This is a genomic window from Tardiphaga sp. 285_C5_N1_2 (assembly GCF_052076065.1).
Classification (GTDB): Bacteria; Pseudomonadota; Alphaproteobacteria; order Rhizobiales; family Xanthobacteraceae; genus Tardiphaga; species Tardiphaga robiniae.
The window spans coordinates 5052200-5074085 of sequence record NZ_CP197241.1; the positions used below are offsets into that span (position 1 = coordinate 5052200).

The following is a 21886-nucleotide window of genomic DNA, read 5'->3' on the forward strand; positions in this document are numbered from 1 at the left end:
TGCGCCACCAACGACGGCTGTTGCGGACAGGGGTGCTCATGGCCGGCAAATCACCATGGCCGGGCCCCAAGGTCAAGGGACTAGACGGCCCCCAGCCGCTCCCGGACGAATACCGTCAGTTTGAGCGCCCCGACGCCGTCCTCGATCGGGGTCCAGCCAATGCTCTCGTACCAGGCCCGACGGGGCGGGGCAGCGCAGAGATAGACCCGGGCATGCCCCCGGGAGAAGGCCTCCAGGCAGGCCCGCTCGATCAGCGCCGGGGCGATGCCCTGTTTGCGGGCATCGGGCTCGGTCCAGACCGCCGCGACCCAGGGCGTATATTGCGGGCGCTCGTCGAGATCGGACACCAGCAGCGACGCCGTTCCGAGAAAGTCTGGCCCACGATGGGCCACCAGCGCGATCGGCAGATCGGTCCCCTGCATATTCTCGCGCAGCCGCTCGACGATATAGGCCTCAGGCACGCCATGGCGCTTCCACCACGCCTGCCAGATCCGATCGGCGACGATGTCGAAGAAGTCGGCCTGCTGGCGCAAATCGGAAATGGTGTAGTCGGATGTCATTGGCCTCGACCTACAGGGTCGGGCCTGTCGCATCAAGCTGCCACGCGGCTATGCGTCACGATGTGTGAGATTCACCGGTGAGCCGCTTCAGCATGGGAAAGGATGACGTCGTGCCGAATTTTCCCTGTGGCACTCCGCAGTCTTCATAGCCGGCAGACAGATACAGGCGATGGGCTGTCTCGGTACTGATCAGATGGCAGACATCGTTCCCATGGTCCCGTGCGGTCACCTCAAGCTGTGCCAGCATCGCCTTGCTGACGCCGCGGAACCGGGCATCCGGCGAGACGTAGTTGCACGTAATCTCGCCATCGTGTCTGACGATGCCGACGGCGAGCACTGTTTCTTCCTCGACCGCAACGAGAACGAAATTGTCCGGATGGGCGATCCAGCCCTCCACTATTTTAGGAGTCTTAATTGGCGAGCCAACGTCTCAGGATCGCCGGATCGTCATGATGATCGGCGCCGCAGAGCTCGGCGATGGAGCGGCGCAAGACATCGCATATCTCGGCCGCTTCATCGGGGCGCGCTCTGCGGATCAGCATCCGATCGTAGGACCTCAGCCCAAGTGCTTCTTGAAGAACGCGGTCGCGCGGCCCCAGGCGAGTTCGGCGGCTTCACGGTCATGTACGCTGACGCGTTGTTCGTTGACGAAAGCGTGGTCGGCATCATAGCGGAAGAATTCGGCGGACTTGCCGGCAGCCTTCAGGCCGCTCTCGAACGCATCGACCACCGCAGGCGTGCACCAGTCGTCGCGATTGGCGAAATGGCCCTGCAGCGGTACCTGCACATCGGCGGGCTTGGCGGCCTGCTCCGGCGGAATGCCATAGAACGCCACGGCGGCCTTCAATTCGGGGATCTTGCACGAACCGATGATGGTCACCGCGCCGCCGAGGCAGAAGCCGGTAAGGCCGACCTTGGCGCCGTTGCGCGACAGGTACTGTGCAGCGCCGCGCACGGTCTGGGTGGTAGCATCCATGAAATCGAGCGAGTTCATCTCTTTGCCGGCAGCGTCCGTGTCGTGATAGGGCACGACCACGCCGTTATAGAGATCAGGCGCCAGCGCATCGAAGCCGGCCAGCGCAAGACGGTCGGCCAGGCCCTTGATCTGCTCTTGAAGACCCCACCATTCCTGGATGACGACGACGCCCGGGGCGTTGCCGGCCTGGGCATTGGCGAGATAGCCCTTGGCTTCCTTGCCGTCGGGGCGCTTGAAGCTGATCGATGTTCCCATGATGTCCTCCGCTGGAATGGTTCGGGGCAACTTATAGACCCCTCACGTGTCAACTCAACCGGGCCAGCGCGCGCTGCAGGTCTCGCTTGTAGGTGAGAAAATCGACAAACAGTCCGTGTTCGCCGCCGTCCCGCCGTGACGGTTGCGCGAACCATTGCGTGATCTCCTGCCGCAGCGCTGCTGCCGCATCCGGCCGCGCGGCCTTGGCCGCGAGATAGGCCGCAATCACGCGGGCCTGCAATGCACGCCCTTCCCAGCCCACGCCCGCGCCTTCCAGCAGCCCGGCCACATACAGGCCGTTATCCTCCGACGGAAACATGTTCATGAACAGCCTGGGCGCACCGATCGCGTCCTGCCAATCGAGTGCACGGAGATCGCCGAGAAACGGAAACGTGATCCGATAGCCGGTCGCGAGCAGCACCAGATCGACCTCGTCGCAGCGGCCATCGGCAAACACGACCGACTTGCCGTTGAATTCGCGGACCGGCTTGCGCAAGCTGACATCGCCCTGGCCGAGATGCTGCAGCACCAGCGAATTGACGATCGGTGTGCGGTCATAAAGCCGATGCTGCGGCTTGGGCAGACCGAAACGCTCCGGCGCGCCGACGATGAAGCGCAGGATCGGCTCGTGCAGCTTTGAGCGCAGGTTCTTCGGAATGATGAAGCGCTTCGGCTTGTGATTGCCTTCGTCGGCCGGTTTTCCGGCGAGAAACTTCGGCACGAAATGATTGCCGCCGCGCACGCTCCACAACACTTTATCCGCGCGATGGACCGCATCGACGACAATGTCGCAGCCGGTATTGCCCATGCCCACCACGAGCACGCGCTGGCCGGCGAAGATGTCCGCGGTTTTGTAATCCTTGGCGTGCATCAGTGGGCCATCAAAGGTGCCTGACGTTTTGGGGATCAGGGGATCGCTGAGATGGCCATTGGCGATGATGACGCCGGCATAGTCTGCCGACGTGCCGTCGCTGAGAGCAGCGTGCCATCCACTTTCCTGCCGCGTCAGGCTGCGCAGGCCGGTGTTGAAGCGGATCAGCGGGTAGAGATCGAAATGCCGGGCATAGCTCTGCAGATAATCCAGCACCCGGCGATGGCCCGGATAGGCGGGCCAGTCCTCCGGCATCGGGAAATCCGCAAAGGCCGTGGTGCGCTTCGACGAGATCAGATGCGTCGAGGCATAGACCGCACTCGGCGCCGCGCCATACAGCCACTGCCCGCCGACATCGGCGTTCTGCTCGACGGCTTCCACAGCATGGCCAGCGGCCTTCAGGCTCTGGATTGCGGCAAGACCTGCGGGACCGGCGCCGATGACAAGGAAGGTCATGACATCGGCTCCGGGCGCTCGTCGCGATAGCGTTCGAACACGGCCCGCGCATCAAGCTTGGGCGAATATCCGAATTCGGATTTGAGCCGGGTGTTGTCGAGCACCGGACGATACTGGATGAATTTGACATTCTGCGGCGTCAGTTTGGTCAGCCCGAGCGCATGGACCAACCATAGCGCGCCCTTCATCATCGCGGGCGGAATCGGAACGAACGGCTTGCCGTTCAACCGAGCAATCTCGCGCAGGCTTAGTGTACCATCGCCAGCGAGATTATAAATGCCGCCCTTGCCGGTGCGAACAGCCTGCGCCAGCGCCGCGACCACATCGGAATCGGCGATCAGCGAGAACGGCGTTGCGGTGCCGCTCAGACCAGTCACGACAGAACGTTCGAACAATGCGGTGATCTGGTTGTTCGTGGTCGGCCCCAGCACCGTGCAGGGACGAAACACGGTCTGCCGCAATTGCGGATGATCGCTACGCCAGCGCGCCAGCATCTCCTCGACCTCGCGCTTGTTGCGCGCATACGGGAAATCCTCGTTGCCGCGCAGGGGATCGGTCTCGCGCAGCGGCACGGGATTGTCGGCGTGATAGCCATAGGCCGCGCCGCTCGAGCTGACGATGAGGTGGCCAACACCAGCTGCGAGACAGGCTTCCAGCACATTGCGGGTGCCCAGCACGTCGATCTCGTAGTCGCGCCGGTCGTCGCCTCCGACGGCAACGACCGAGGCGAGATGCACAACGGTGCGTGGCTTCACGCGGGCGATGACATCCTTCAAGGCGGGATCTCGGATGTCGCCATGCTCGTAGGCAATGCCGTCGAGACGCTGTTGCGGCGGCACCTCGCGCAGATCGAGCGCTGTCACCGGCCCGTCACCGCGCGCCAGCTCGCGCAACAGCGCGCTGCCGATGAAGCCAGCAGCGCCGGTGATCAGCACCCCACTATTCGCCATCGCGTCGCTCATGCAGCACCTTCAATGCGTGCCGGATGTGGATCGCGCCGTTTCCACCAGGCCGCCAGCGCCCAGCCGGAGACGAGGTGCCAGACTCCCCAGCCAGCGGCGACCAGCGCAGCCCCGCCAAGCCCGTCGAATTGCGTGAGGATCAGCGCCAGCCCCAGACCGGAATTATGCATGCTGACTTCGATGGTCAGCGCGCGGGTGTCGTAGTCGCTGAGCCCGAGGATTTTCGCGACGCCCCAGCCGAGCGCCACCGCGATGGCGTTATGCAGCACCACGAACGGCAATACGGATGTCGAGAACACCGAGATGTAGCGCCAGTTGGTGATCGTTGCCGCAAGAATAAAGCCGATCAGAAAAACAAAAGACAGGATCTGCAGCGGCCGGCGCAGACGGTCTGCCAACACCGGCAGATGACGCACCGTGAGCAAACCGGCAACCATCGGCACGCCGAGCAGCAGCACGGTCGATCCGATGAACGAGACGGGATCGACGCTCACCTGGCGCAGCAGTGCGGCGGTTTGCGGATTGAGCCCGGCCCAGAACAGGATGTTCAGCGGCGTCGTAACGGACGCAAGCAGGCTGGAGATGCCGGTCATCGACACCGACAGCGCGGTGTTGCCGCGCGCCATATGAGTGATGAGGTTGGAGATGTTGCCACCAGGACAGGCCGCCACCACCATCATGCCAAGCGCGATAGAAGGCTGCGGCTTCAACACCATGGTGATCGCCCATGTGACCGCCGGCAGGAGGATCAGTTGCGCGGCGAGCCCCGCGAGCGGCGCCGCCGGACGTCGGAACACATCGACGAAATCGGCGACGCGAAGATCGAGCGCGACGCCATACATGATCAGCGCCAGCACGATGCCGAGCGCCATCTGGCCACCCGGACTGATGTTCAGCAGAATATCGTCGATCGCCGCGCCCGCCATCCATCCCCCCGATGAGCGTGGATATCCGTGACGCTCACCGAGCCCGCGTCTCCCGCCTTTGCGCGAAGCTTAGTCAACGGCTCCCCGAGAATCCATGGTCGGGGTGCGCACAGGCTGAAAACGAAAAAGGGCCCCATCGGGGGCCCTTTTGAAAGAATGTTTGCGACGCTCAGTGAGCGTTCGCCCAGACCTTCTTCTTCGTGAAATACATCAGGAACGCGAAGATGATCAGAAACACCATCACCTGCAAGCCAATACGCTTGCGGGCCTCGAGATGCGGCTCTGCAGTCCACATCAGGAAGGTCGAAACGTCCTTGGCATAGTTCTCGACCTTCTGCGGGGTGCCGTCATCGTAGGTCACCTGATCGTCGGAGATCGGCTTCGGCATCTTGATGGCGTGGCCGGGGAAGTACTTGTTGTAATACGCGCCCGGCGGCAGCGCGAAATCCTTCGGCGCCGGATCGACATAGCCCTGCAGCAGCGCGTCGATATAGTTCGGGCCCTTCTCCTGGAACTGGGTGAAGAAGTCGAACACGAATTGCGGGAAGCCGCGGTCGTAGTTGCGGGCCTTGGCCATCAGCGACAAGTCCGGCGGATAGGCGCCGCCATTGGCCGCGCGCGCCGCGTTCTCGTTCGGGAACGGCTTGGGGAATGGATCCGCGAGACGACCGGGACGCTCAAACATGTCGCCGGCATCGTTCGGACCGTCCTGCACCTTGATCTCGGATGCCACTGCCAGCGCCTGAGCCGCAGAGAAGCCCGGGCCGCCCGCGTCCGCGAGGTTGCGGAAGTGGATCAGGCTCATCGAGTGACAGGTCGAGCAGACTTCCTTGTAGACCTTGTAACCGCGCTGCAGGGCACCGCGGTCAAACTTGCCGAACGGGCCGGCAAACGACCAGCTCAGAGACGGCGGCGTCGGGCCGCCATGCTCGTCGGCAGCCTTGGCGCTCTGCGTACCGCCGGCCATCAGGCCACCGGCGAGGACCAGTGCGACGATCGCGGAGGCTGCCTTCTTGCCGTATTTGGCCAGCACATCGTCAGCGATCGAGTTCGGCACTGCGCGCGGCGTTTCGATACGGCTGAGGATCGGCAGCACGATCAGGAAGTAGGCGAAGTAGCAGAAGGTCAGGACACGGCCGGCGATGATGTAGATGCCTTCCGCGGGCTTGCCGCCGAGCCAACCGAGCAGGACCGCCACCACGACGAACATCCAGAAGAACTGCTTGGCCAGCGGACGATACTTCGACGACTTGGTCTTGGCGGTATCGAGCCAGGGCAGGAAGGCCAGCACGATGATCGCCGAGAACATCGCGATGACGCCGCCGAGCTTGCTCGGGATCGAACGCAGGATGGCGTAGAACGGCAGGTAGTACCATTCCGGCACGATGTGCGCGGGCGTCACACCCGGATTGGCCGGGATGTAGTTATCGGGATCGCCGAGATAGTTCGGGATGTAGAACACGAACCAGGCGTAGAAGATCATGAAGCAGACCATGCCGAAACCATCCTTGATGGTCGCGTAGGGCGTGAACGGCACGGTATCCTTCTCGGTCTTCGGCTCGACGCCGGCCGGATTGTTCTGACCGGCGACATGCAGCGCCCAGACGTGCAGCACGACGACGCCGGCGATCACGAAGGGCAGCAGGTAATGTAGCGAGAAGAAGCGGTTCAGCGTCGGATTGCCGACCGAATAGCCGCCCCACAGCAGGGTCACGATGCTCTCGCCCACATAGGGAATCGCCGAGAACAGGTTGGTGATGACGGTGGCGCCCCAGAAGCTCATCTGGCCCCACGGCAGCACGTAGCCCATGAAACCAGTCGCCATCATCAGAAGGTAGATGATCACGCCGAGGATCCAGAGGATTTCGCGAGGTGCCTTGTACGACCCGTAATACAGGCCACGCAGCATGTGGATGTAGACGGCGATGAAGAACATCGATGCGCCGTTGGAGTGCAAATAACGCAACAGCCAGCCGTAATTCACATCGCGGACAATGCTCTCGACCGAATTGAACGCCATATCCACATGCGGCGTGTAGTGCATCGCCAAGATCACGCCGGTGACGATCTGCACGCCGAGCATGAAGGACAGGATGCCGCCGAACGTCCACCAGTAATTCAGGTTACGCGGTGTCGGATAGGCAACGAAGGAGGAATGGACGAGGCCGATAATTGGCAGACGCTTTTCAATCCACTGCAAAGCGGGATTGGTCGGCTGGTAGGTCGATGGTCCGCTCATGATGCGATCCTGAGAAGAGAAAAACACTATCGGCGCGAGATCGGATGGGATCCGACAGCTCAGCCGATCTTGATCTTGGTGTCAGAGACGAAGGCGTAAGGCGGGATCGGCAGGTTGAGCGGCGCCGGACCCTGACGGATGCGACCCGAAGTGTCGTAGACCGAGCCGTGGCAGGGGCAGAAAAAGCCGTCGTAAGCGCCTTCGTGAGCAATCGGGATGCAGCCCAGATGGGTGCAGATGCCGATGACGACCAACCACTGGTCGTGGCCTTCCTTGACGCGGGCCTGATCGGTCTGCGGATCGGGCAGGCTCGACACCGGAACGGCGCGCGCCTCTTCGACCTGCTTCTTGGTCCGGTTCATGATGTAGATCGGCTTGCCGCGCCAGAACACCTTGATGTCCTGCCCCTCGGCGATGGGGGCCAGATCGACCTCGATCGGCGCACCCGCCGCGATGGTCGAAGCATCTGGATTCATTTGAGAAATCAGCGGCCAGACGGCGGCTGCGGCGCCCACTGCAGCCACTGCCCCAGTGGCCACGAACAAGAAATCACGGCGCGTGTGTTCCGCCGAAGACGTTGTCGTCACGATCCCAACCCTTTCTTATCTGCAGCCGGCTTAGACACTCCCGGTCACGCCTTTACGTTGACCTGAAGCAAAAAACCGACGCCCGCGATTCTCCCCACGGCGGCAGAGGCCTACTAGTCCTTGCCTAACAGGCAGAACACGCAGTCCAGAATCGTTCTATTGGCACCCTTGGTGCGGCAGTGCAAGCCTACGATCGGCGAAGCAAGATGCGATGCACCACAGAATCAACGCCTTTCCGCGCGGCGGATAATTCGGCACGTCGTGGCTATCGGAAACGGCCATCAGGCTTTTGGCGGGACAAGGGATCACGATTCGCAGTCGATCGCGCTCCGCCGATTTTCCGGACACCTCGCGCGCGCCACGATTCGCGCGACGGTCAGGCAAAAACAGCAACAATTCATGATCGTGAATAATTCTGCGTCGTTTCAGCAACAAATCGCGCTCAAGTAGCGCGTTTGAAGACGTTCTAAATCCCTAATTCTGTTCTCATTCTTCGCCTGCGCTAAAGCGAAAGCATCCAAATTTTACGGTAGAGCCGGCCTAACTGGGGCATCGCAGCGTCATGACAACATCCCACTTCATCGAATCGGCAACTCGGCTGCACACGCTTCGGACTCTATGTCTTTGCGCCGTCAGCGGTCTCGCTTTGTCGATTCCGACAGGTACTGCCGACGCTCAGTCTGCCCTGCCGCCAGTGACGGTGGATGCGCCGCAGCAGCGTACGCGTCCGGCGACGGCCAGGCCGACCCAGCGCGCATCGACCAGCCGCGCCGCCCGCGCCAATCGCACGGCCCGTGCGCCGCAGGCGGCGCCGGTGGCACCAGCCAATCCCAACGCCGGTGAGCGCGCCGGCGGCCCCGTGATCGGCTTCGTCGCCAATCGCAGCGGCTCCGCCACCAAGACCGACACCCCGATCATGGAAACTCCGCAATCGATCTCGGTGATCACCTCTGACCAGATCAAGACCCAGGACGCACAGACCCTCACTCAGGCGCTGCGCTACACCGCGGGCGCTAATGGCGACGTCAATGGCGGTTCCGACACCCGCAATGGCGGCATCCAGATCCGCGGCTTCGACATGACTCAGCAGGGACTCTATCTCGATGGCCTGCGACTGCCCAGCACGCCCTATATCCATTTCGACAGCCTCGATCCCTTCGGCGCGTCTCGTCTCGAAGTGCTGAAAGGGCCGTCCTCGGTGATGTATGGTGGCAGCGGGCCGGGCGGCATCCTCAACTATGTCAGCAAGCTGCCGACCGCCCGCCAGTTCGGCGAAATCTCGGTGTCAGGCGGCAGTTTCGACCGCTATCAGGGCGAGTTCGATTTTGGCGGCCCCGCCAACAAGGAAGGCACAGTGCTCTATCGCCTGACCGGTCTGGTCCGCGACGGCGGCACCCAGGTCGATGACGCCAGGGACAGCCGCGTCTTCATCGCGCCGGCCGTCACCTTCAAGCCGAACGAAGACACCACACTCACAGTGCTCGCGAATTATCAGAAGGAGAAGAACGGCTGGGGTCTGCAGTTCCTGCCGGCATCCGGCACGATCTATCCGAATGCGGGCCGTATCATCCCTATCAACCGCAACACCGGCGAACCTGGCTTCAACAGATACGACAACGAGATGGCTTCGGTTGGCTACCTGTTCGCGCATAACATCAACGACAACCTGACCTTCCGGCAGAACCTGCGCTACTCGTGGATGCACAACGAATCCGACAGCATCAATGCCGGCGGTTACCTCGACGAAGCCGCCGGGCTGCTCTACCGCTACGGCGGATCCTCGGCCTCGACGATCAACTCCATCGCCGTCGACAACCAGCTGGAGGGCCACTTCACCACCGGCATCCTGAGCCACACCACGCTGTTCGGCATCGACTATCGAAACACGACATCGACCGACGTCAACACGAGCTACAGCGCCGATCCCCTCAACGTCTTCAACCCCGTCTACACCAACACCTGGACCAAGGGCGCCCTCTACGAAGACTATCGCGTGAAGCAATCGCAGGTCGGCATCTATGCCCAGGACCAGATCAAGCTCGGCCGGCTCTCGGTCCAGCTCGGCGGCCGGCAGGATTTCGCCAAGACGACCTACGACAACTACATGGACGGTTCATCGACCTCCACCGACGCCTCGGCCTTCACCGGTCGTGCGGGCGTGATCTACAATTTCGACAGCGGCGTGGCGCCCTATTACAGCTACTCGGAGTCGTTCCTGCCGGTGCTGAACATCGCCAATGGCAGTCTGCTGGCGCCGGAAACAGCGCATCAGCATGAGGTCGGCATCAAGTATCAGCCGGTCGGCATCAATGCGATGATCACGCTTGCCGCCTTCGACCTGACCCGGCAAAATGTCGTTCGCTTCCTGCCTGTTGCGCCATTCACGGCGATTCAAACCGGCGAGGTCAATTCTCGCGGCATCGAACTGGAAGCCACCGCCACCCTCGCCGCCGGCTTCAATGTCCGCGCCGCCTATTCCTACATCGACATCGAAGTCACCAAGGATCCGGTGAATGTTGGCAAGGCTCTGACCACCGTGCCGATGAATCGCTTGGGCATCTGGAGCGACTACACGATGCAAGGCGGCCTGTTCGAGGGCGTCCAGGTCGGCGGCGGCATTCGCTATATCGGCGATAGCTGGGCCGACGAAGCCAACACAAGCAAGGTGCCGGGAGCCACCGTGGTCGACGCGCTACTGGCCTATAATCAGAAGAACTACCGGCTCGCGCTCAACGTCACCAACATTGCGGACACCCGCTATGTTTCATCCTGCTACAGCCCCGTTTATGGTTGCTTCTACGGTGACTCGCGCCAAGTCGTCGCCAAGCTGACCTATCGCTGGTGAACATTAGAATCACCCTAAAACGCGACAATACGCCACCGCCGGTCTCTCGACCGGCAGTGGCGACACTTGGTAGTAAACGCGACCACAACAACACGGGCGGAACGCCATGAGATCGATCTTCGGGCGCCTGCATCGCTGGGCTGGACTCCTCACCGCAGCATTTCTGTTCTTCTCGGGCGTTACCGGCGCGGTTATCTCATGGGATCACGAGCTTGACGATCTTCTCAACAGCAAGCTGAAGGATGTCACCACCGCGGGGCCCGCCAAGCCGTCGATCGAACTTGCGGGCCTGATCGAGCAGCGCGATCCGCGTGCGCGTGTGATCCATATGTACATGACGCCGGAAAAGAATGAGTCGCTTTCGTTCTTTGTTCTGCCGCGGATCGATCCCACGACAAGCAAGCGTTACACGCTCGATTACAATCAGATCTTCCTCGATCCCAACACCGGTGAGGAACTCGGCCGCCGCTATTGGGGCGCCGTCTGGCCCGTGACCCGCGAGAACTTCGTCTCGTTTCTCTACAAGCTGCACTACACGATGCACATCCCGGAATTCTGGGGCAGCGACCGCTGGGGCATGCGCATCCTCGGCGTCATCGCCATCATCTGGACCATCGATTGCTTCATCGGATTCTATCTGACACTGCCGTCGCGCAAACGCGTCAAGGCGGGAGCCGCTCCCGCCGTCGCGCGCGAACTCGGCAAGGGGTTCTGGGCGCGCTGGAAGCCGGCCTGGATGATCAAGACCTCGGGCAGCGCCTACCGGATCAATTTCGACATCCACCGCGCCTTCAGCCTGTGGACCTGGGCCCTGCTGTTCATCATCGCGTTCACGGCGTTCTCGTTGAACCTGTATTTCGAAGTCTTTTCGCCGCTGATGAAGAAGTTCTCGGACTACACGCCGACGCCTTACGAGCAGCGTGAGTATCGTCACCTCGATAATCCGATCGAACCCAAGATGACCTGGGCCCAGATCCTCGAGCGCGCCACCGCCGACGGCAAGACGCGCGGCTGGACCACACCGATCGGCTCGCTGTTCTACGGCCCGGCACACGGCGTGTATCAGGTGTTCTTCTTCGAACCTGGCGACGATCACGGCGCCGCAGGCGTCGGCCCGCCGTCGCTTTTTTACGACAGCGAGGACGGCCGTCCGCTCGGCGCCAAACTGCCTTGGGTCGGCACCGCCGCGGATATCTTCGTGCAGATGCAGTTCCCGATGCATTCGGGACGAATCCTGGGTCTGCCCGGCCGCATCCTGATTTCGGCGATGGGTCTGGTCGTGGCGGCGCTCTCAGTGACCGGCGTGGTGATCTGGTGGCGCAAGCGCCGCGCACGCGTGAAGGTACGCGAAACGACGGAAGCGCGTTCGAATACGCGACTCGCGCCGGCTGAGTAGAGCCGCCGGCCTTGTCCGACTGCATGTCAGGCGCTATCGCCTGACATGGGCCAGGTCGATTGCAACGCGGCCGGAGACCAAACCATCGTGCGCATCGCCCTCTACCAGCCAGACATTCCGCAGAACACCGGCACGATCCTGCGGCTCTGTGCCTGTCTCGATGTCGAAGCGCATATTATCGAACCGGCGGGCTTTCCAATATCCGACCGGCATTTTCGCCGCGCCGGCATGGACTATCTCGATCAGGTGTCGATCGTCCGGCACGATTCATGGCGGCATTTCGAGGACTGGCGGCGCGAGGCCGGCCATCGTCTCGCGCTGTTCACCACCAAGGGCGCCACGCCCTATCTCGAGCATCGCTATGACACCAATGACATCCTGATGTTCGGGCGGGAATCCGCCGGGGTGCCGGACGACGTCGCAGCGGCCGCCGATACACGGCTGGTGATTCCGATGCGCCAGGATCTGCGCTCGATCAATCTGGCGATGACGGTGGCCATGGCGCTCGGTGAAGCGCTCAGGCAGACGCGCGGCTAGAGCGCGATCCCGAGAAGCGGACGCCGATTTTCGGACAGCATCACGTTCATACAAAACGAGGACTCTGAGGCACGTTCTTCGACAAACGTCATGATTTGTTAACGACGCGCGCAGCGACGTCTTTAAGACGGACGGGATACTGATACCGGTCATTATCGGGAGACCCTTGATGACTCGCACCCGTCCGTCAGTTCTCAACATGCTCGTATGGGCCTACTGGGATTTGTATCATGCCCTACGAACGGCTTGGCTTCCTGCACTGATCGCGACTGCGATCGTATCCATCGGCACTGTGGCGGCGCTGATTGGACCGTTGTTCCTGACACGAGATCCAATCGCACAAGCGCTTGCCCGACAAACGATAACGACCGGATTATGTTTCCTGCTGACGCCGTTCTTGCTGGCAATCCACCGACTTGTCGTGCTCGGCGAATTGACCCATCAATACGATTTCACACCATCCGAACCGCGTTTCCAGTCATATTTCGGCTGGCTCGCTTTGGCTGTTTTCATCATGGGCGTGCCATCACTTCTGGAAGCCCTCACGACGCCAAGAGGTCCTGTTTATTATAGCGCTGGTCAATCATTCCCCGGCTCCAGTCGCTCGGTGGTCGTGACCATTATCCATCTCGCCGGCTTGGTCGCCATCCAGTATTGCCTCGCACTTCTACCGGCGGTGGCTGTCGATGCCCCGGGAGCCACCTGGCAAAATGCAGTAAGCGACACACGCCGTCACATCTGGTTCGTGCTCATGGCAACGATCCTGCCGCTTATTCCAATCGGCTTGCTTGCTCTTGCGGTCGCACCGCTGGTGGGCTCGAGAAACCATGTGGGTATGGTTGTGAGTACGCTGTGGTTCGGCGCAATACTGGTTGTTGCCTTGACGCTCGTAGCCGTAGTCGCCTCGCGTCTCTACCAGCTCATAGGCGACCGACTGAACGTGCCGTTACGCTGAGGGTTGATGCCCGAGATCGGCTGACTACCGCCCGCTCGGCACACGCGTAGCGATGTAGTCCTTGCCCTTGGCCGTAAACGTCTCGCGAATGATGAAGCCATCCGCCGGCGACATCGGACCGATCGGCACCGGGCCGGTGGGCATGATCAGCGTGGCATTGCCACCAACGAAGATCAGCAGGTGGCGACGTTCTGCCAGCAGCTTCTCCGACCAGGCGATCAGGCCGGAATGGATCGGCTCCTTCTGCCAGGCGAAAGGCGTGCCGGGATCGACCTGGCCATAGATGAAGCCGGTGGTCGGATAGACCGAAAACACGATCTTCGAATTTTCCGGCTTCCAGGATTCCGGCATCTCGTTGTCCTGGATCCAGATGCAATCGAAGGCGCGGCATTGCTGTGGCCGGCTGTCATAGATCTTGCAGCCCTGCGCGATCGCGCAGTGCTTGCACCACTTGCCCGCCGGCTTGGCGAGGTCGTCGATGCGATAGACCTTGCAGCACATGGTGCAGGTCCCGCACGTACGTGTGGCGGCGGCAGAACTGCCGGATGTGACGAGCGACGGCTGCATGGTATCCAGGTGCGACAATTTGACGTGATGTCATCGACCTTTGGCGGCCCGCGCCGGACATCGCAATTGACATGTCGGTGATCGGCCGGGACATCCACGGCCCAGCCGTGCTAAGAGCCGCGGCTTACCCCATATGGAACCGAGACGTGGCCCGAGCCGGATCGGACATGCCGGTTTTAGAGAGCTGAAACAGTGAGTTATGCGGTCAAAGAAATCTTCCTGACGCTGCAGGGCGAAGGTGCCCATGCCGGCCGCGCGTCCGTCTTCTGCCGGTTCTCGGGCTGCAACCTCTGGACCGGCCGGGAGCAGGACCGCGCCGACGCCACCTGCCAGTTCTGCGACACCGACTTCGTCGGCATGGACGGCACTTTGGGCGGTCGTTACCCCACCGCCGACAAACTCGCCGACACCATCGCCGCGCAATGGGTGGGCCCTTCCGATAACCGCTATGTGGTGCTGACCGGCGGCGAGCCGCTGCTGCAGGTGGACGCCGAACTGATCGACGCATTGCATGCGCGCGACTTCGAGATCGGCGTCGAGACCAACGGCACGGTCGCGCCGCCTACGGGCATCGACTGGATCTGCGTGAGCCCGAAGGCCGGTGCGGAACTGGTGGTGCACAGCGGACACGAATTGAAGCTGGTCTATCCGCAACCACAGGCGATGCCGGAGAAATTCGAAGGCCTCACCTTCGAGCGTTTCTCGTTGCAGCCGATGGACGGCCCGGACGCCATCAGCAATACCGCTGACGCAGTGGACTACTGCCTGCGCCACCCGCAATGGCGACTGAGCGTGCAGACACACAAGACACTTGGGATCCGCTAAGGACCTGGACTTCTAAGGACGACGACTTCCGATGTGGGAATTGACCAAATCGTTTCGCTTCGAGGCAGCGCATGCGCTGTCCCACACCACGCTCGGCGAAGTGAGCCAGGAAATCCATGGCCACTCCTTCCGCGCCGAAGTCACCATCCGCGGCGTGCCGGATCCCGTGACCGGCATGGTGATGGATCTCGGCTTGCTCGACCGCAGCCTCGATGAGCTGCGCAAGACGCTCGACCACAAGTTTCTCAACAAGATCGAAGCGATCGGCATTCCGACGCTGGAAAATCTCTCGCGCTTCATCTGGGACCGCGTCGCCGACAAGGCTCCGGTCGTCCGCGTCGGCGTGTTTCGCGACAGCTGCAACGAGAGCTGCGTATATTTCGGGCCGAAGGGTTAGAGTCTTTATTGGAGTATGATCTCTCGACAAACGAATTCGTTTGTCGGCGAAAACCGGTATGCACTTTTCGGGATCATGCTCTAGTCTTTTCCCGTGATCATGCAGGTGGCGGTGGCATGGGCGCAAAGCCTGCCATCCTTGTCGGTCAGCGTACCCTCCGTCGCGGCCATCCTGCGTCCCATGTGAATGATACGGCCTTCGGCGCGGATCGGCCCTGATGCAGCCGTCATAGCGCGAATGTAGGTGACCTTGAGATCGAGCGTCGCGTAACCGGTCCCTGCTGGCAGCGAGGTCTGCACCGCCAGCGCGATGGCGCCATCCAGCATCGTGGCCGCGTAACCGCCATGCACCGTTCCGAGCGGATTGTAGTGATCCTCGTTCGGCGAGCCGACCAGCACAACCTTGCCCTGCTCTGCGGACTCGCCCTTGATGCCGAGTGTGCGGCCGATGCCGCGCGCAAATCCGCCTGCGGCGAAGGCCTGCTGCACAAGCTTCAGGCCGCTGCTCGCGTCACCAATCTCAGTTGTCATGTTAGCCTCCGCCGTCCCGTGAACATCCTTGTTATGGGACCGGGATGGCAGAGCTTGCCTTTCAAGTCAATATTGTTGACCTCAAGACTTGAACTTGGCTAGTCGCGCGCCGCCTCCGCCATCACCGCCGACCATGCGGCCTGGCTGCCTGCCCCCGCCTTCTTGAAGGCGCGCGCCATGATCTTACGTTCATGGCCCGATGCGATGCGCTCGACGGCACGGCCGGCCGGCGTCAATTCCAGAAGCTTGAAACGATGCCGCGCCGGATCGCGCTTGACAGCCACATAGCCCTCATCGAGCAATTGCTTCATCGGGCGATGCAGCGCCTGTTTCGAAATCTGCAGAATCGCCAGCAAATCCGACATCGTGATGCCCTCGCCGCGCAGCACGGCATAGAGAATGCGATGGTGGACCCGCGACAGGCCGACCGTCGCCAGATACTCGTCAGCCGCACGCGTCATCCCGCGCCATCCGAAATACATCAGCGCCAGTGCATCATCGAGTGGATCGAGCTTCTTCAGGTCAATAACATTGACTTGATTGCGGGCGGTGTTAGGCTTCACAGAAGATGGGCTCATCGAAGGCTCACGACAGGAGACAGGATGCATGTTGACGCGGCAGGACGCGATGGCATTCGCGCAGCAATGGGCTGCCGACTGGAATCGGCTTGCGATCGATACGATCGTTGATCATTTTGCTCCCGAAGGCGAGATGCGCAGCCCGCTGGCAACCAAACTGGCGGGATCATCCACCATAAAGGGACGCGACGCCATTCGCACCTATTGGCACGCGGCCTATGGCGGGCTGATCGAACCACGCCTCACCCTGGAAAGCACCGCCTGGGACGGCGAGTTGCAGCGCCTGACGGTCTGGTGGAGCGCGCCGCTGCCCAGTGGACCGACCCGGGCGTGCGAGATGATGGATTTCGATGCCGACCACCAGATCGTCCGCAGCGAAGCCTATTATGGCGCCGGCAGCTAGGACGGCGCGGGCGGAACGTCTCATGCGCCCACGTGCGTTTCGATGATCGCCGTGCATTTCTCGCACTGGCGCCTATAGTGGACGGACTCATCGAGAGCCCATCCCGTGCGCATCCTGCTGATCAATCCCAACACCACCGAGAGCGTCACCACGCTCGTAAAACGGCATGTCGAGGCCATAGCCGGCGATACCGCAACCTTTGTGCCGGTGACCGGCCGGTTCGGAGCGCGTTACATCTCGACGCGCGCCTCGGCGGCCATCGCCGGCCATGCGGCGCTCGACGCCTATGCTTCTCATGGCGCCGGCTGCGATGCGGTCTACCTCGCCTGTTTCGGCGACCCCGGCCTGCTGGCGCTGCGCGAAATTGCAGACGTTCCCGTGGTCGGCATGGCCGAAGCGTCCTGCATCGAGGCGTCCAGACGCGGGCGTTTCGCCATCGTCACCGGCGGCGCGCTGTGGGGGCCTATGCTCCGGGAGTTCGTCGGAAGTATCGGCTTGGCCGACCAGCTCGCCAAGGTGCGCACCATCGCACCGACCGGCGGCGATATCGCGCGGAATCCCGATGCAGCACAGGCCGCGCTCGCCAGCGCCTGCACGGCCTGTGCCACGGACGACGGGGCCGAGGTCGTGATCCTGGGCGGCGCTGCGCTCGCCGGCCTTGCGTCTCGCATCCAAGCTGACGTGCCGGTACCCGTCTTGTGTTCCGTCGAAACCGGCACGCGTGCCGTGATCGCCGCAGCAGCGAAAGGTCTCGACAGCAGCCCGCCGCCTGCGCTGGAGAGCGTCGGCCTCGGCGCGGAACTCGCAAAACTGCTTCAGCAAAAATAGCTGACAGAAACATCCCCGTGTTCGGCCTGTCATGACGCGGAGCTAGACTCAGTGCGCGTCAAACACATTTCGGGAGCCGACCATGGAATTGAAATCAGGCGATGTCGTCATGCTGAAGTCGGGTGGTTGCCCGCTGACCGTGGCCGACGTTGACGGCGACAACATCGAATGCATCTGGCTGGGCGAGGAAGGCGATCTGTTCCGCGAGACCCTTCCGCGTGCCGTGCTCGAACTCGCCCTCGTCATCCCGCATGACGACGAAGACGAGAGCGAAGAGGACGAAGCTGAAGAACACGACGACGAAGAAGAAGAGCACAAGAGCAAGGTGGCCTGATCAGGCCGTCCGCCGCCGGGCGCAAATGTCCGGCGGCGGCTTGTTGCTCATCTTTGCAGACCGAGTTTGAACGCGTCCGCCTCGATATTGCCTGCAGCACCGTCGGTCGCGAAGACCGCAACGGTTGCTTGCGCATATTCGGGACAATGATAGACGGCGATGCCACTGCCCGGACCTCCGCCGGTATGCCCGACGACGCGTAAATTACTGGTTGTCGTTCCAGCCATAACGCCAAGGCCGTAAGCCGCGTGTTGCCACGGACGTCCTGTACCGGGATCACCCACTGCGATTCCGTGGCACATCTCGTCGCGCAGCCCCACAGGCAGCAAGTCCGTCGTCATCAAGCGGTGCAATAGCATTGCGGCATCGCGCAATGTCCCGACCGCCAGCCCGTGATAGACCCAGCGCGGATCGTAGGACTGCGCATTGCCCATCCGGACATCGGCGAGATCGCTGCGTTGATTGGCGATGCGCGGCCCGACCACACCGAAGGGTTCGAGCAACCGGTGTCGTATCAAGGCATCGAGCCCCAGCCCGCTCACGCGTTCGAGATGTTCCCGGACCAGCAAATAGCCGACATTCGAATAGGCGAAATGGCCCGGCTCAATTCCGGCATGCAGAGCAGAAACTGAGTGCAGCAGCCGGTCCACCGGCCAGGCGTCTTCACCGGCAGCGACAGCCGTATGGTAGGCCGTAACAGAACCGTAGTCGGCCAGACCGGCGCGATGCTGCAACAACTGGCGGAGTGTAAAGGACTTGCCCGGCAAAGCATCATCCAGAGCCAACTGTCCATCGCGCACCATGGTCAGTGCCGTGGCGGCAATCAGCGTCTTGGTGAAACTCCACCACGGCACAACGATGTCGGCATCATCGCTGATATCGGCAGAACCGGGGCGAATGACATGCTTCATGGTGCGGTCAAAAACTTAGAGCTGATGGTCGTGCTTGAATCGCGCAATCGTTTGGTCGGCGATAACAGTCAACACATCGACCTCCATCGGAAAGTCCAGCGCCAGCCAGGCATCTTCCGCCAGCGCCAGCACATGGCCGAGCGCCGGGCCCTTGGCGATGCCGCGCGCCATGAAGTCGGCGGCCCTGAGCGGAAACACCGGCGGAGTCCACCGCTCCGGCAAGGCCACGAGCGTTTTCCACGCCTCCACATCAGCATCGCGGCCGGCGCGGGCCCAGGCCAGCATCATGCGATTGCGATAGCGCGTTTCGCCGAGGCGATAGAGCCGACGCCGGGCATGGGATTCATCCATGCCCTTCAGCCGCCACCAGCGATGGCCCATGGAATCCAAGGCCTTTGTTTCGTCATTGGACAGCCGCAGCTTTTGCGCAAGCCGCCGCGCATCCTCGGTGACGGCCACGCCGAGCGCGCCAAGCCGCAGAACCGCGTCGGGTTTTTGCCCAAGCACCTGCTCGATGGCGATCATTGCGGCGAATGGTCCCTTGTAGGTGACGCCGCCGGCGATCCGCAGCATCAGGCCGGCATCGACCATCGCATCCACCGCCGCGAAGGCCCCATCCGCCACCAGCAGCTTGAGCAACTCCATCCTGATACGTTCGGCCGATATTCCCGCCAGTCCATCGCGGCCGCGAATGCTGGCGAGATAACCTTCGCGATCCGGCGTCCCGGCGCCATAGGCGGCATGAATGCGGAAAAACCTGAGAATGCGCAGATAGTCTTCAGCGATGCGCCGGTCGGGATCGCCGATGAAGCGCACCCGCCGGGCATCGAGATCGGAGAGGCCGCCGACATGATCATGCACCACGCCGTCGATGGATGCGGAAAGACCGTTCATCGTGAAATCACGTCGTTCGGCATCGCGCTTCCAGTCGCGCCCGAATGCCACTTTGGCCTTGCGGCCAAAGGTCTCGACGTCTTCGCGCAATGTCGTGACCTCGAACGGCGCGCCGTCGATAACCAGCGTCACCGTGCCGTGCTCAATGCCCGTCGGCACGCTCTTGATATGGGCCGCCTTGGCGCGGCGGATCACTTCATCGGGCATGGCCGTCGTGGCTATATCGATTTCGCCCACTGGCAATTTCATCAGAGCGTTGCGCACAGCGCCGCCGACCGCGCGGGCTTCCTCGCCATTGCCATTGAGCAGCGCCAGCACCTGCCCGGACGGTCCTGACGTGAGCCACGGCGCGTCGTGCAGTTTGCGCACGCTCATTTTTCGACCCCGGGAACGAGCCTGCCGTTTTCGATATGCGCCGGGACATAGGTCGATCCCGGCGGCGCGCCGGAAAACTGCGCCAGCAGCACGAGGCTGACAATCACCAGCACGGCGGCAGCGATGGCGAGCCTGATCATCACCGGCATCGGCCATGACGATTTCAGTGTCACGCCATTCTTGGTCGCGATGAGGAAAATGGCATAAAGCGCGAACGGGATGAGGAAAATGCCGACTTCGGTCAGAACCGGACGGATCATGTGAGCACGATCCGTTCATACAGCACGCGCAGGATGCCTGCGGTAGCGCCCCAAATATAACGTTCGGCGAACGGCATCGCGTAATAGGACCGCTCCATGCCGCGGAATTCCTTGCTGTGCAACTGATGATTGGCGGGGTCCATCAGAAACGCCAGCGGCACCTCGAATGCGCTTTCGACTTCGTTCTCGTTGATCGTGAGACTGAAGCCCGGCTTCACCCGCGCCAGCGTCGGCAGGATGCGAAAGCCGAAGCCGGTCGCATACAGGTCGAGATAGCCGATCGGCTCGACGAAGGAGCGATCGAGACCGATTTCCTCCTCGGCCTCGCGCAACGCGGCGTCCAGCGGCGAGACATCGGTCGGATCGATCTTGCCACCGGGAAACGAGATCTGTCCGGCATGATCGTTGAGATGCGCGGAGCGCTGGGTAAGCAGCACGGTTGGTTGTTCGTGTTCGACGATGCCGATCAGGACCGCGGCCGGACGGATCGGCCGCTCCTGCGCCACAATCTGGATCATGCGGTCGTTGCCGGCATCGCCGGTGACGGGAATGATGCTGGCATCGGTGAGCCCCTCTGGCACATCGAAATTCAGGCGTGCCTTCGCCCGCTTGAAAAACTCAACTGAACCGATATCCGCGGCATCCGCGTCGGTCTTCAGCATCGGCTCATTCGCCCGGCTCACTTATGTAGCTTCCCTCACCTGCTCCGCATCGGCCATGGCGAAAAACGCGCCCGCGGAGGCGATGCCGAACATCGCAGTACCATCGACCATCCGCTCCTCGCCCATGTCAACCAGATCGTAATAGACCGCCCGCGTCACCTTGGCCCATAGGTCACTGCGGACATGCAGATAGGGCGTCAACCCGCCGTCCTCAGCCATCTCGAATCGCAGCCGGTGTATGCTGTCACACTCCACCCAATCGTCCACATTGGTGCGAAACTTCAACACCGTGCCGCGCGTGTCCTGCTCCTTGAGCATCTCGACGGCGAGAAATGGGGCATCGTCCACGGTGATGCCGACCTTTTCCACGGGGGTCACGAGAAAGTGCTTGCCGCCCTCACGCTTCAGGATCGTTGAGAACAACCGCACCAATGCGGGCCGGCCGATCGGCGTCCCCAAATAGAACCACGTACCATCGCCAGCGATTCGCATGTCGAGATCGCCGCAGAATGGCGGATTCCACAGATGCACCGGCGGCAGGCCCTTGCCGGCTTTACCGTTGGCCGCCGCATCCTTCGCCGCAGTTGTCAGGCCATCCAGCCCCTGATTTGCGATCTGCCCTTGCTTCGCCATTGTTTGCCCTGACTTTACCACTGCCATTTGGCACGTTTGGTGCAAGTCTTGAACCTCAAGTCTTGAAACGTGCGGTGTCACATTCAAACTCGCCACAACGTGATGCAGTTCATAGCCGCATCCC

At 61.9% G+C, this 21886-nt stretch carries 25 protein-coding genes; 9 read left to right on the plus strand and 16 right to left on the minus strand.

Annotated elements, in window-relative coordinates:
* Window positions 1–80: 80 nt before the first annotated feature.
* The 8 genes from AB7951_RS23955 to petA form a co-directional block, all read right to left on the minus strand.
* Entirely contained in the window at window positions 81–560 is a 480-nt protein-coding gene (locus tag AB7951_RS23955; RefSeq protein WP_439062124.1) for a GNAT family N-acetyltransferase, read from the minus strand.
* Window positions 561–615: 55 nt separating this feature from the next.
* Window positions 616–957 (minus strand): GNAT family N-acetyltransferase, encoded by a 342-nt coding sequence (locus AB7951_RS23960; protein ID WP_439062123.1) that lies wholly within the window; start codon window positions 955–957, stop codon window positions 616–618.
* Between the two features lie 159 nt (window positions 958–1116).
* Entirely contained in the window at window positions 1117–1791 is a 675-nt protein-coding gene (locus AB7951_RS23965) for a dienelactone hydrolase family protein (RefSeq protein WP_439062122.1), read from the minus strand.
* A 49-nt stretch (window positions 1792–1840) separates the two neighbouring features.
* On the minus strand, window positions 1841–3118 hold the full coding sequence (locus tag AB7951_RS23970) for a flavin-containing monooxygenase (RefSeq protein ID WP_439062121.1): 1278 nt from the start codon (window positions 3116–3118) through the stop codon (window positions 1841–1843).
* Window positions 3115–4080 (minus strand): SDR family oxidoreductase, encoded by a 966-nt coding sequence (locus tag AB7951_RS23975; RefSeq protein ID WP_439062120.1) that lies wholly within the window; start codon window positions 4078–4080, stop codon window positions 3115–3117. Before AB7951_RS23975 ends, AB7951_RS23970 begins: the two co-directional genes overlap by 4 nt.
* The gene (locus AB7951_RS23980) at window positions 4077–5006 is read right to left on the minus strand and encodes a bile acid:sodium symporter family protein (RefSeq protein WP_184513372.1); all 930 of its coding nucleotides are present in this window, start codon (window positions 5004–5006) and stop codon (window positions 4077–4079) included. The genes AB7951_RS23975 and AB7951_RS23980 overlap by 4 nt, the downstream gene beginning before the upstream one ends.
* Window positions 5007–5175: 169 nt before the next feature.
* Entirely contained in the window at window positions 5176–7245 is a 2070-nt protein-coding gene (locus AB7951_RS23985) for a cytochrome c1 (protein WP_184513370.1), read from the minus strand.
* Window positions 7246–7304: 59 nt separating this feature from the next.
* A complete protein-coding gene (gene petA, locus AB7951_RS23990; protein ID WP_068733107.1) occupies window positions 7305–7832 on the minus strand; it encodes a ubiquinol-cytochrome c reductase iron-sulfur subunit in 528 nt (175 codons plus the stop codon).
* A 646-nt stretch (window positions 7833–8478) separates the two neighbouring features.
* Here petA and AB7951_RS23995 point away from each other — a divergent pair.
* The 4 genes from AB7951_RS23995 (at window position 8479) to AB7951_RS24010 (ending at window position 13565) form a co-directional block, all read left to right on the plus strand.
* Entirely contained in the window at window positions 8479–10677 is a 2199-nt protein-coding gene (locus AB7951_RS23995) for a TonB-dependent siderophore receptor (protein WP_439066643.1), read from the plus strand.
* A gap of 106 nt (window positions 10678–10783) precedes the next feature.
* The gene (fsrB, locus tag AB7951_RS24000) at window positions 10784–12073 is read left to right on the plus strand and encodes a siderophore utilization protein FsrB (protein WP_439062119.1); all 1290 of its coding nucleotides are present in this window, start codon (window positions 10784–10786) and stop codon (window positions 12071–12073) included.
* Window positions 12074–12160: 87 nt separating this feature from the next.
* Window positions 12161–12610: a tRNA (cytidine(34)-2'-O)-methyltransferase gene (locus tag AB7951_RS24005; protein WP_231078147.1), complete on the plus strand. Its 450-nt coding sequence runs from the start codon at window positions 12161–12163 to the stop codon at window positions 12608–12610.
* Between the two features lie 169 nt (window positions 12611–12779).
* Window positions 12780–13565, plus strand: a complete 786-nt coding sequence (locus tag AB7951_RS24010) for a hypothetical protein (protein ID WP_439062118.1) — start codon at window positions 12780–12782, stop codon at window positions 13563–13565.
* A 24-nt stretch (window positions 13566–13589) separates the two neighbouring features.
* On the opposite strand, the gene AB7951_RS24015 is transcribed toward AB7951_RS24010, so the two are convergent.
* A complete protein-coding gene (locus tag AB7951_RS24015) occupies window positions 13590–14132 on the minus strand; it encodes a hypothetical protein (protein WP_439062117.1) in 543 nt (180 codons plus the stop codon).
* Window positions 14133–14324: 192 nt separating this feature from the next.
* Here AB7951_RS24015 and queE point away from each other — a divergent pair, with 192 nt between their 5' ends.
* Window positions 14325–14957 carry a 7-carboxy-7-deazaguanine synthase gene (gene queE, locus AB7951_RS24020; protein WP_439062116.1) on the plus strand — a complete coding sequence of 211 codons (633 nt, stop codon included), beginning with the start codon at window positions 14325–14327 and terminating at the stop codon, window positions 14955–14957.
* 31 nt (window positions 14958–14988) lie between these two features.
* Window positions 14989–15354, plus strand: a complete 366-nt coding sequence (locus tag AB7951_RS24025) for a 6-pyruvoyl trahydropterin synthase family protein (protein WP_089262534.1) — start codon at window positions 14989–14991, stop codon at window positions 15352–15354.
* 80 nt (window positions 15355–15434) lie between these two features.
* Here the strand turns inward: AB7951_RS24025 and AB7951_RS24030 are convergent, their stop codons facing one another.
* Both AB7951_RS24030 and AB7951_RS24035 read right to left on the minus strand, forming a co-directional pair.
* Entirely contained in the window at window positions 15435–15884 is a 450-nt protein-coding gene (locus AB7951_RS24030) for a PaaI family thioesterase (RefSeq protein ID WP_093759607.1), read from the minus strand.
* A 98-nt stretch (window positions 15885–15982) separates the two neighbouring features.
* The gene (locus AB7951_RS24035) at window positions 15983–16462 is read right to left on the minus strand and encodes a MarR family winged helix-turn-helix transcriptional regulator (protein WP_439066644.1); all 480 of its coding nucleotides are present in this window, start codon (window positions 16460–16462) and stop codon (window positions 15983–15985) included.
* Between the two features lie 28 nt (window positions 16463–16490).
* Between AB7951_RS24035 and AB7951_RS24040 the strand changes: the two genes are divergently transcribed.
* The 3 genes from AB7951_RS24040 to AB7951_RS24050 all read left to right on the plus strand — a co-directional run bounded on the left by AB7951_RS24040 (window position 16491) and on the right by AB7951_RS24050 (window position 18027).
* Window positions 16491–16865 (plus strand): nuclear transport factor 2 family protein, encoded by a 375-nt coding sequence (locus tag AB7951_RS24040; RefSeq protein WP_439066645.1) that lies wholly within the window; start codon window positions 16491–16493, stop codon window positions 16863–16865.
* Between the two features lie 105 nt (window positions 16866–16970).
* A complete protein-coding gene (locus tag AB7951_RS24045; protein WP_439062113.1) occupies window positions 16971–17693 on the plus strand; it encodes an aspartate/glutamate racemase family protein in 723 nt (240 codons plus the stop codon).
* An 82-nt stretch (window positions 17694–17775) separates the two neighbouring features.
* A complete protein-coding gene (locus AB7951_RS24050; protein WP_093759610.1) occupies window positions 17776–18027 on the plus strand; it encodes a YodC family protein in 252 nt (83 codons plus the stop codon).
* Between the two features lie 47 nt (window positions 18028–18074).
* Here the strand turns inward: AB7951_RS24050 and AB7951_RS24055 are convergent, their stop codons facing one another.
* The 5 genes from AB7951_RS24055 to AB7951_RS24075 are packed head-to-tail and all read right to left on the minus strand — an operon-like array spanning window position 18075 to window position 21762.
* The gene (locus AB7951_RS24055; RefSeq protein WP_439062112.1) at window positions 18075–18938 is read right to left on the minus strand and encodes a serine hydrolase domain-containing protein; all 864 of its coding nucleotides are present in this window, start codon (window positions 18936–18938) and stop codon (window positions 18075–18077) included.
* Between the two features lie 15 nt (window positions 18939–18953).
* On the minus strand, window positions 18954–20207 hold the full coding sequence (locus tag AB7951_RS24060; protein WP_439062111.1) for a CCA tRNA nucleotidyltransferase: 1254 nt from the start codon (window positions 20205–20207) through the stop codon (window positions 18954–18956).
* Window positions 20204–20467 carry a DUF6111 family protein gene (locus AB7951_RS24065; RefSeq protein WP_089262546.1) on the minus strand — a complete coding sequence of 88 codons (264 nt, stop codon included), beginning with the start codon at window positions 20465–20467 and terminating at the stop codon, window positions 20204–20206. The genes AB7951_RS24060 and AB7951_RS24065 overlap by 4 nt, the downstream gene beginning before the upstream one ends.
* Window positions 20464–21129 carry a CoA pyrophosphatase gene (locus AB7951_RS24070; RefSeq protein WP_175368851.1) on the minus strand — a complete coding sequence of 222 codons (666 nt, stop codon included), beginning with the start codon at window positions 21127–21129 and terminating at the stop codon, window positions 20464–20466. Before AB7951_RS24070 ends, AB7951_RS24065 begins: the two co-directional genes overlap by 4 nt.
* A 21-nt stretch (window positions 21130–21150) precedes the next feature.
* Entirely contained in the window at window positions 21151–21762 is a 612-nt protein-coding gene (locus tag AB7951_RS24075) for a DUF1285 domain-containing protein (protein ID WP_175368682.1), read from the minus strand.
* Window positions 21763–21886 lie beyond the last annotated feature (124 nt).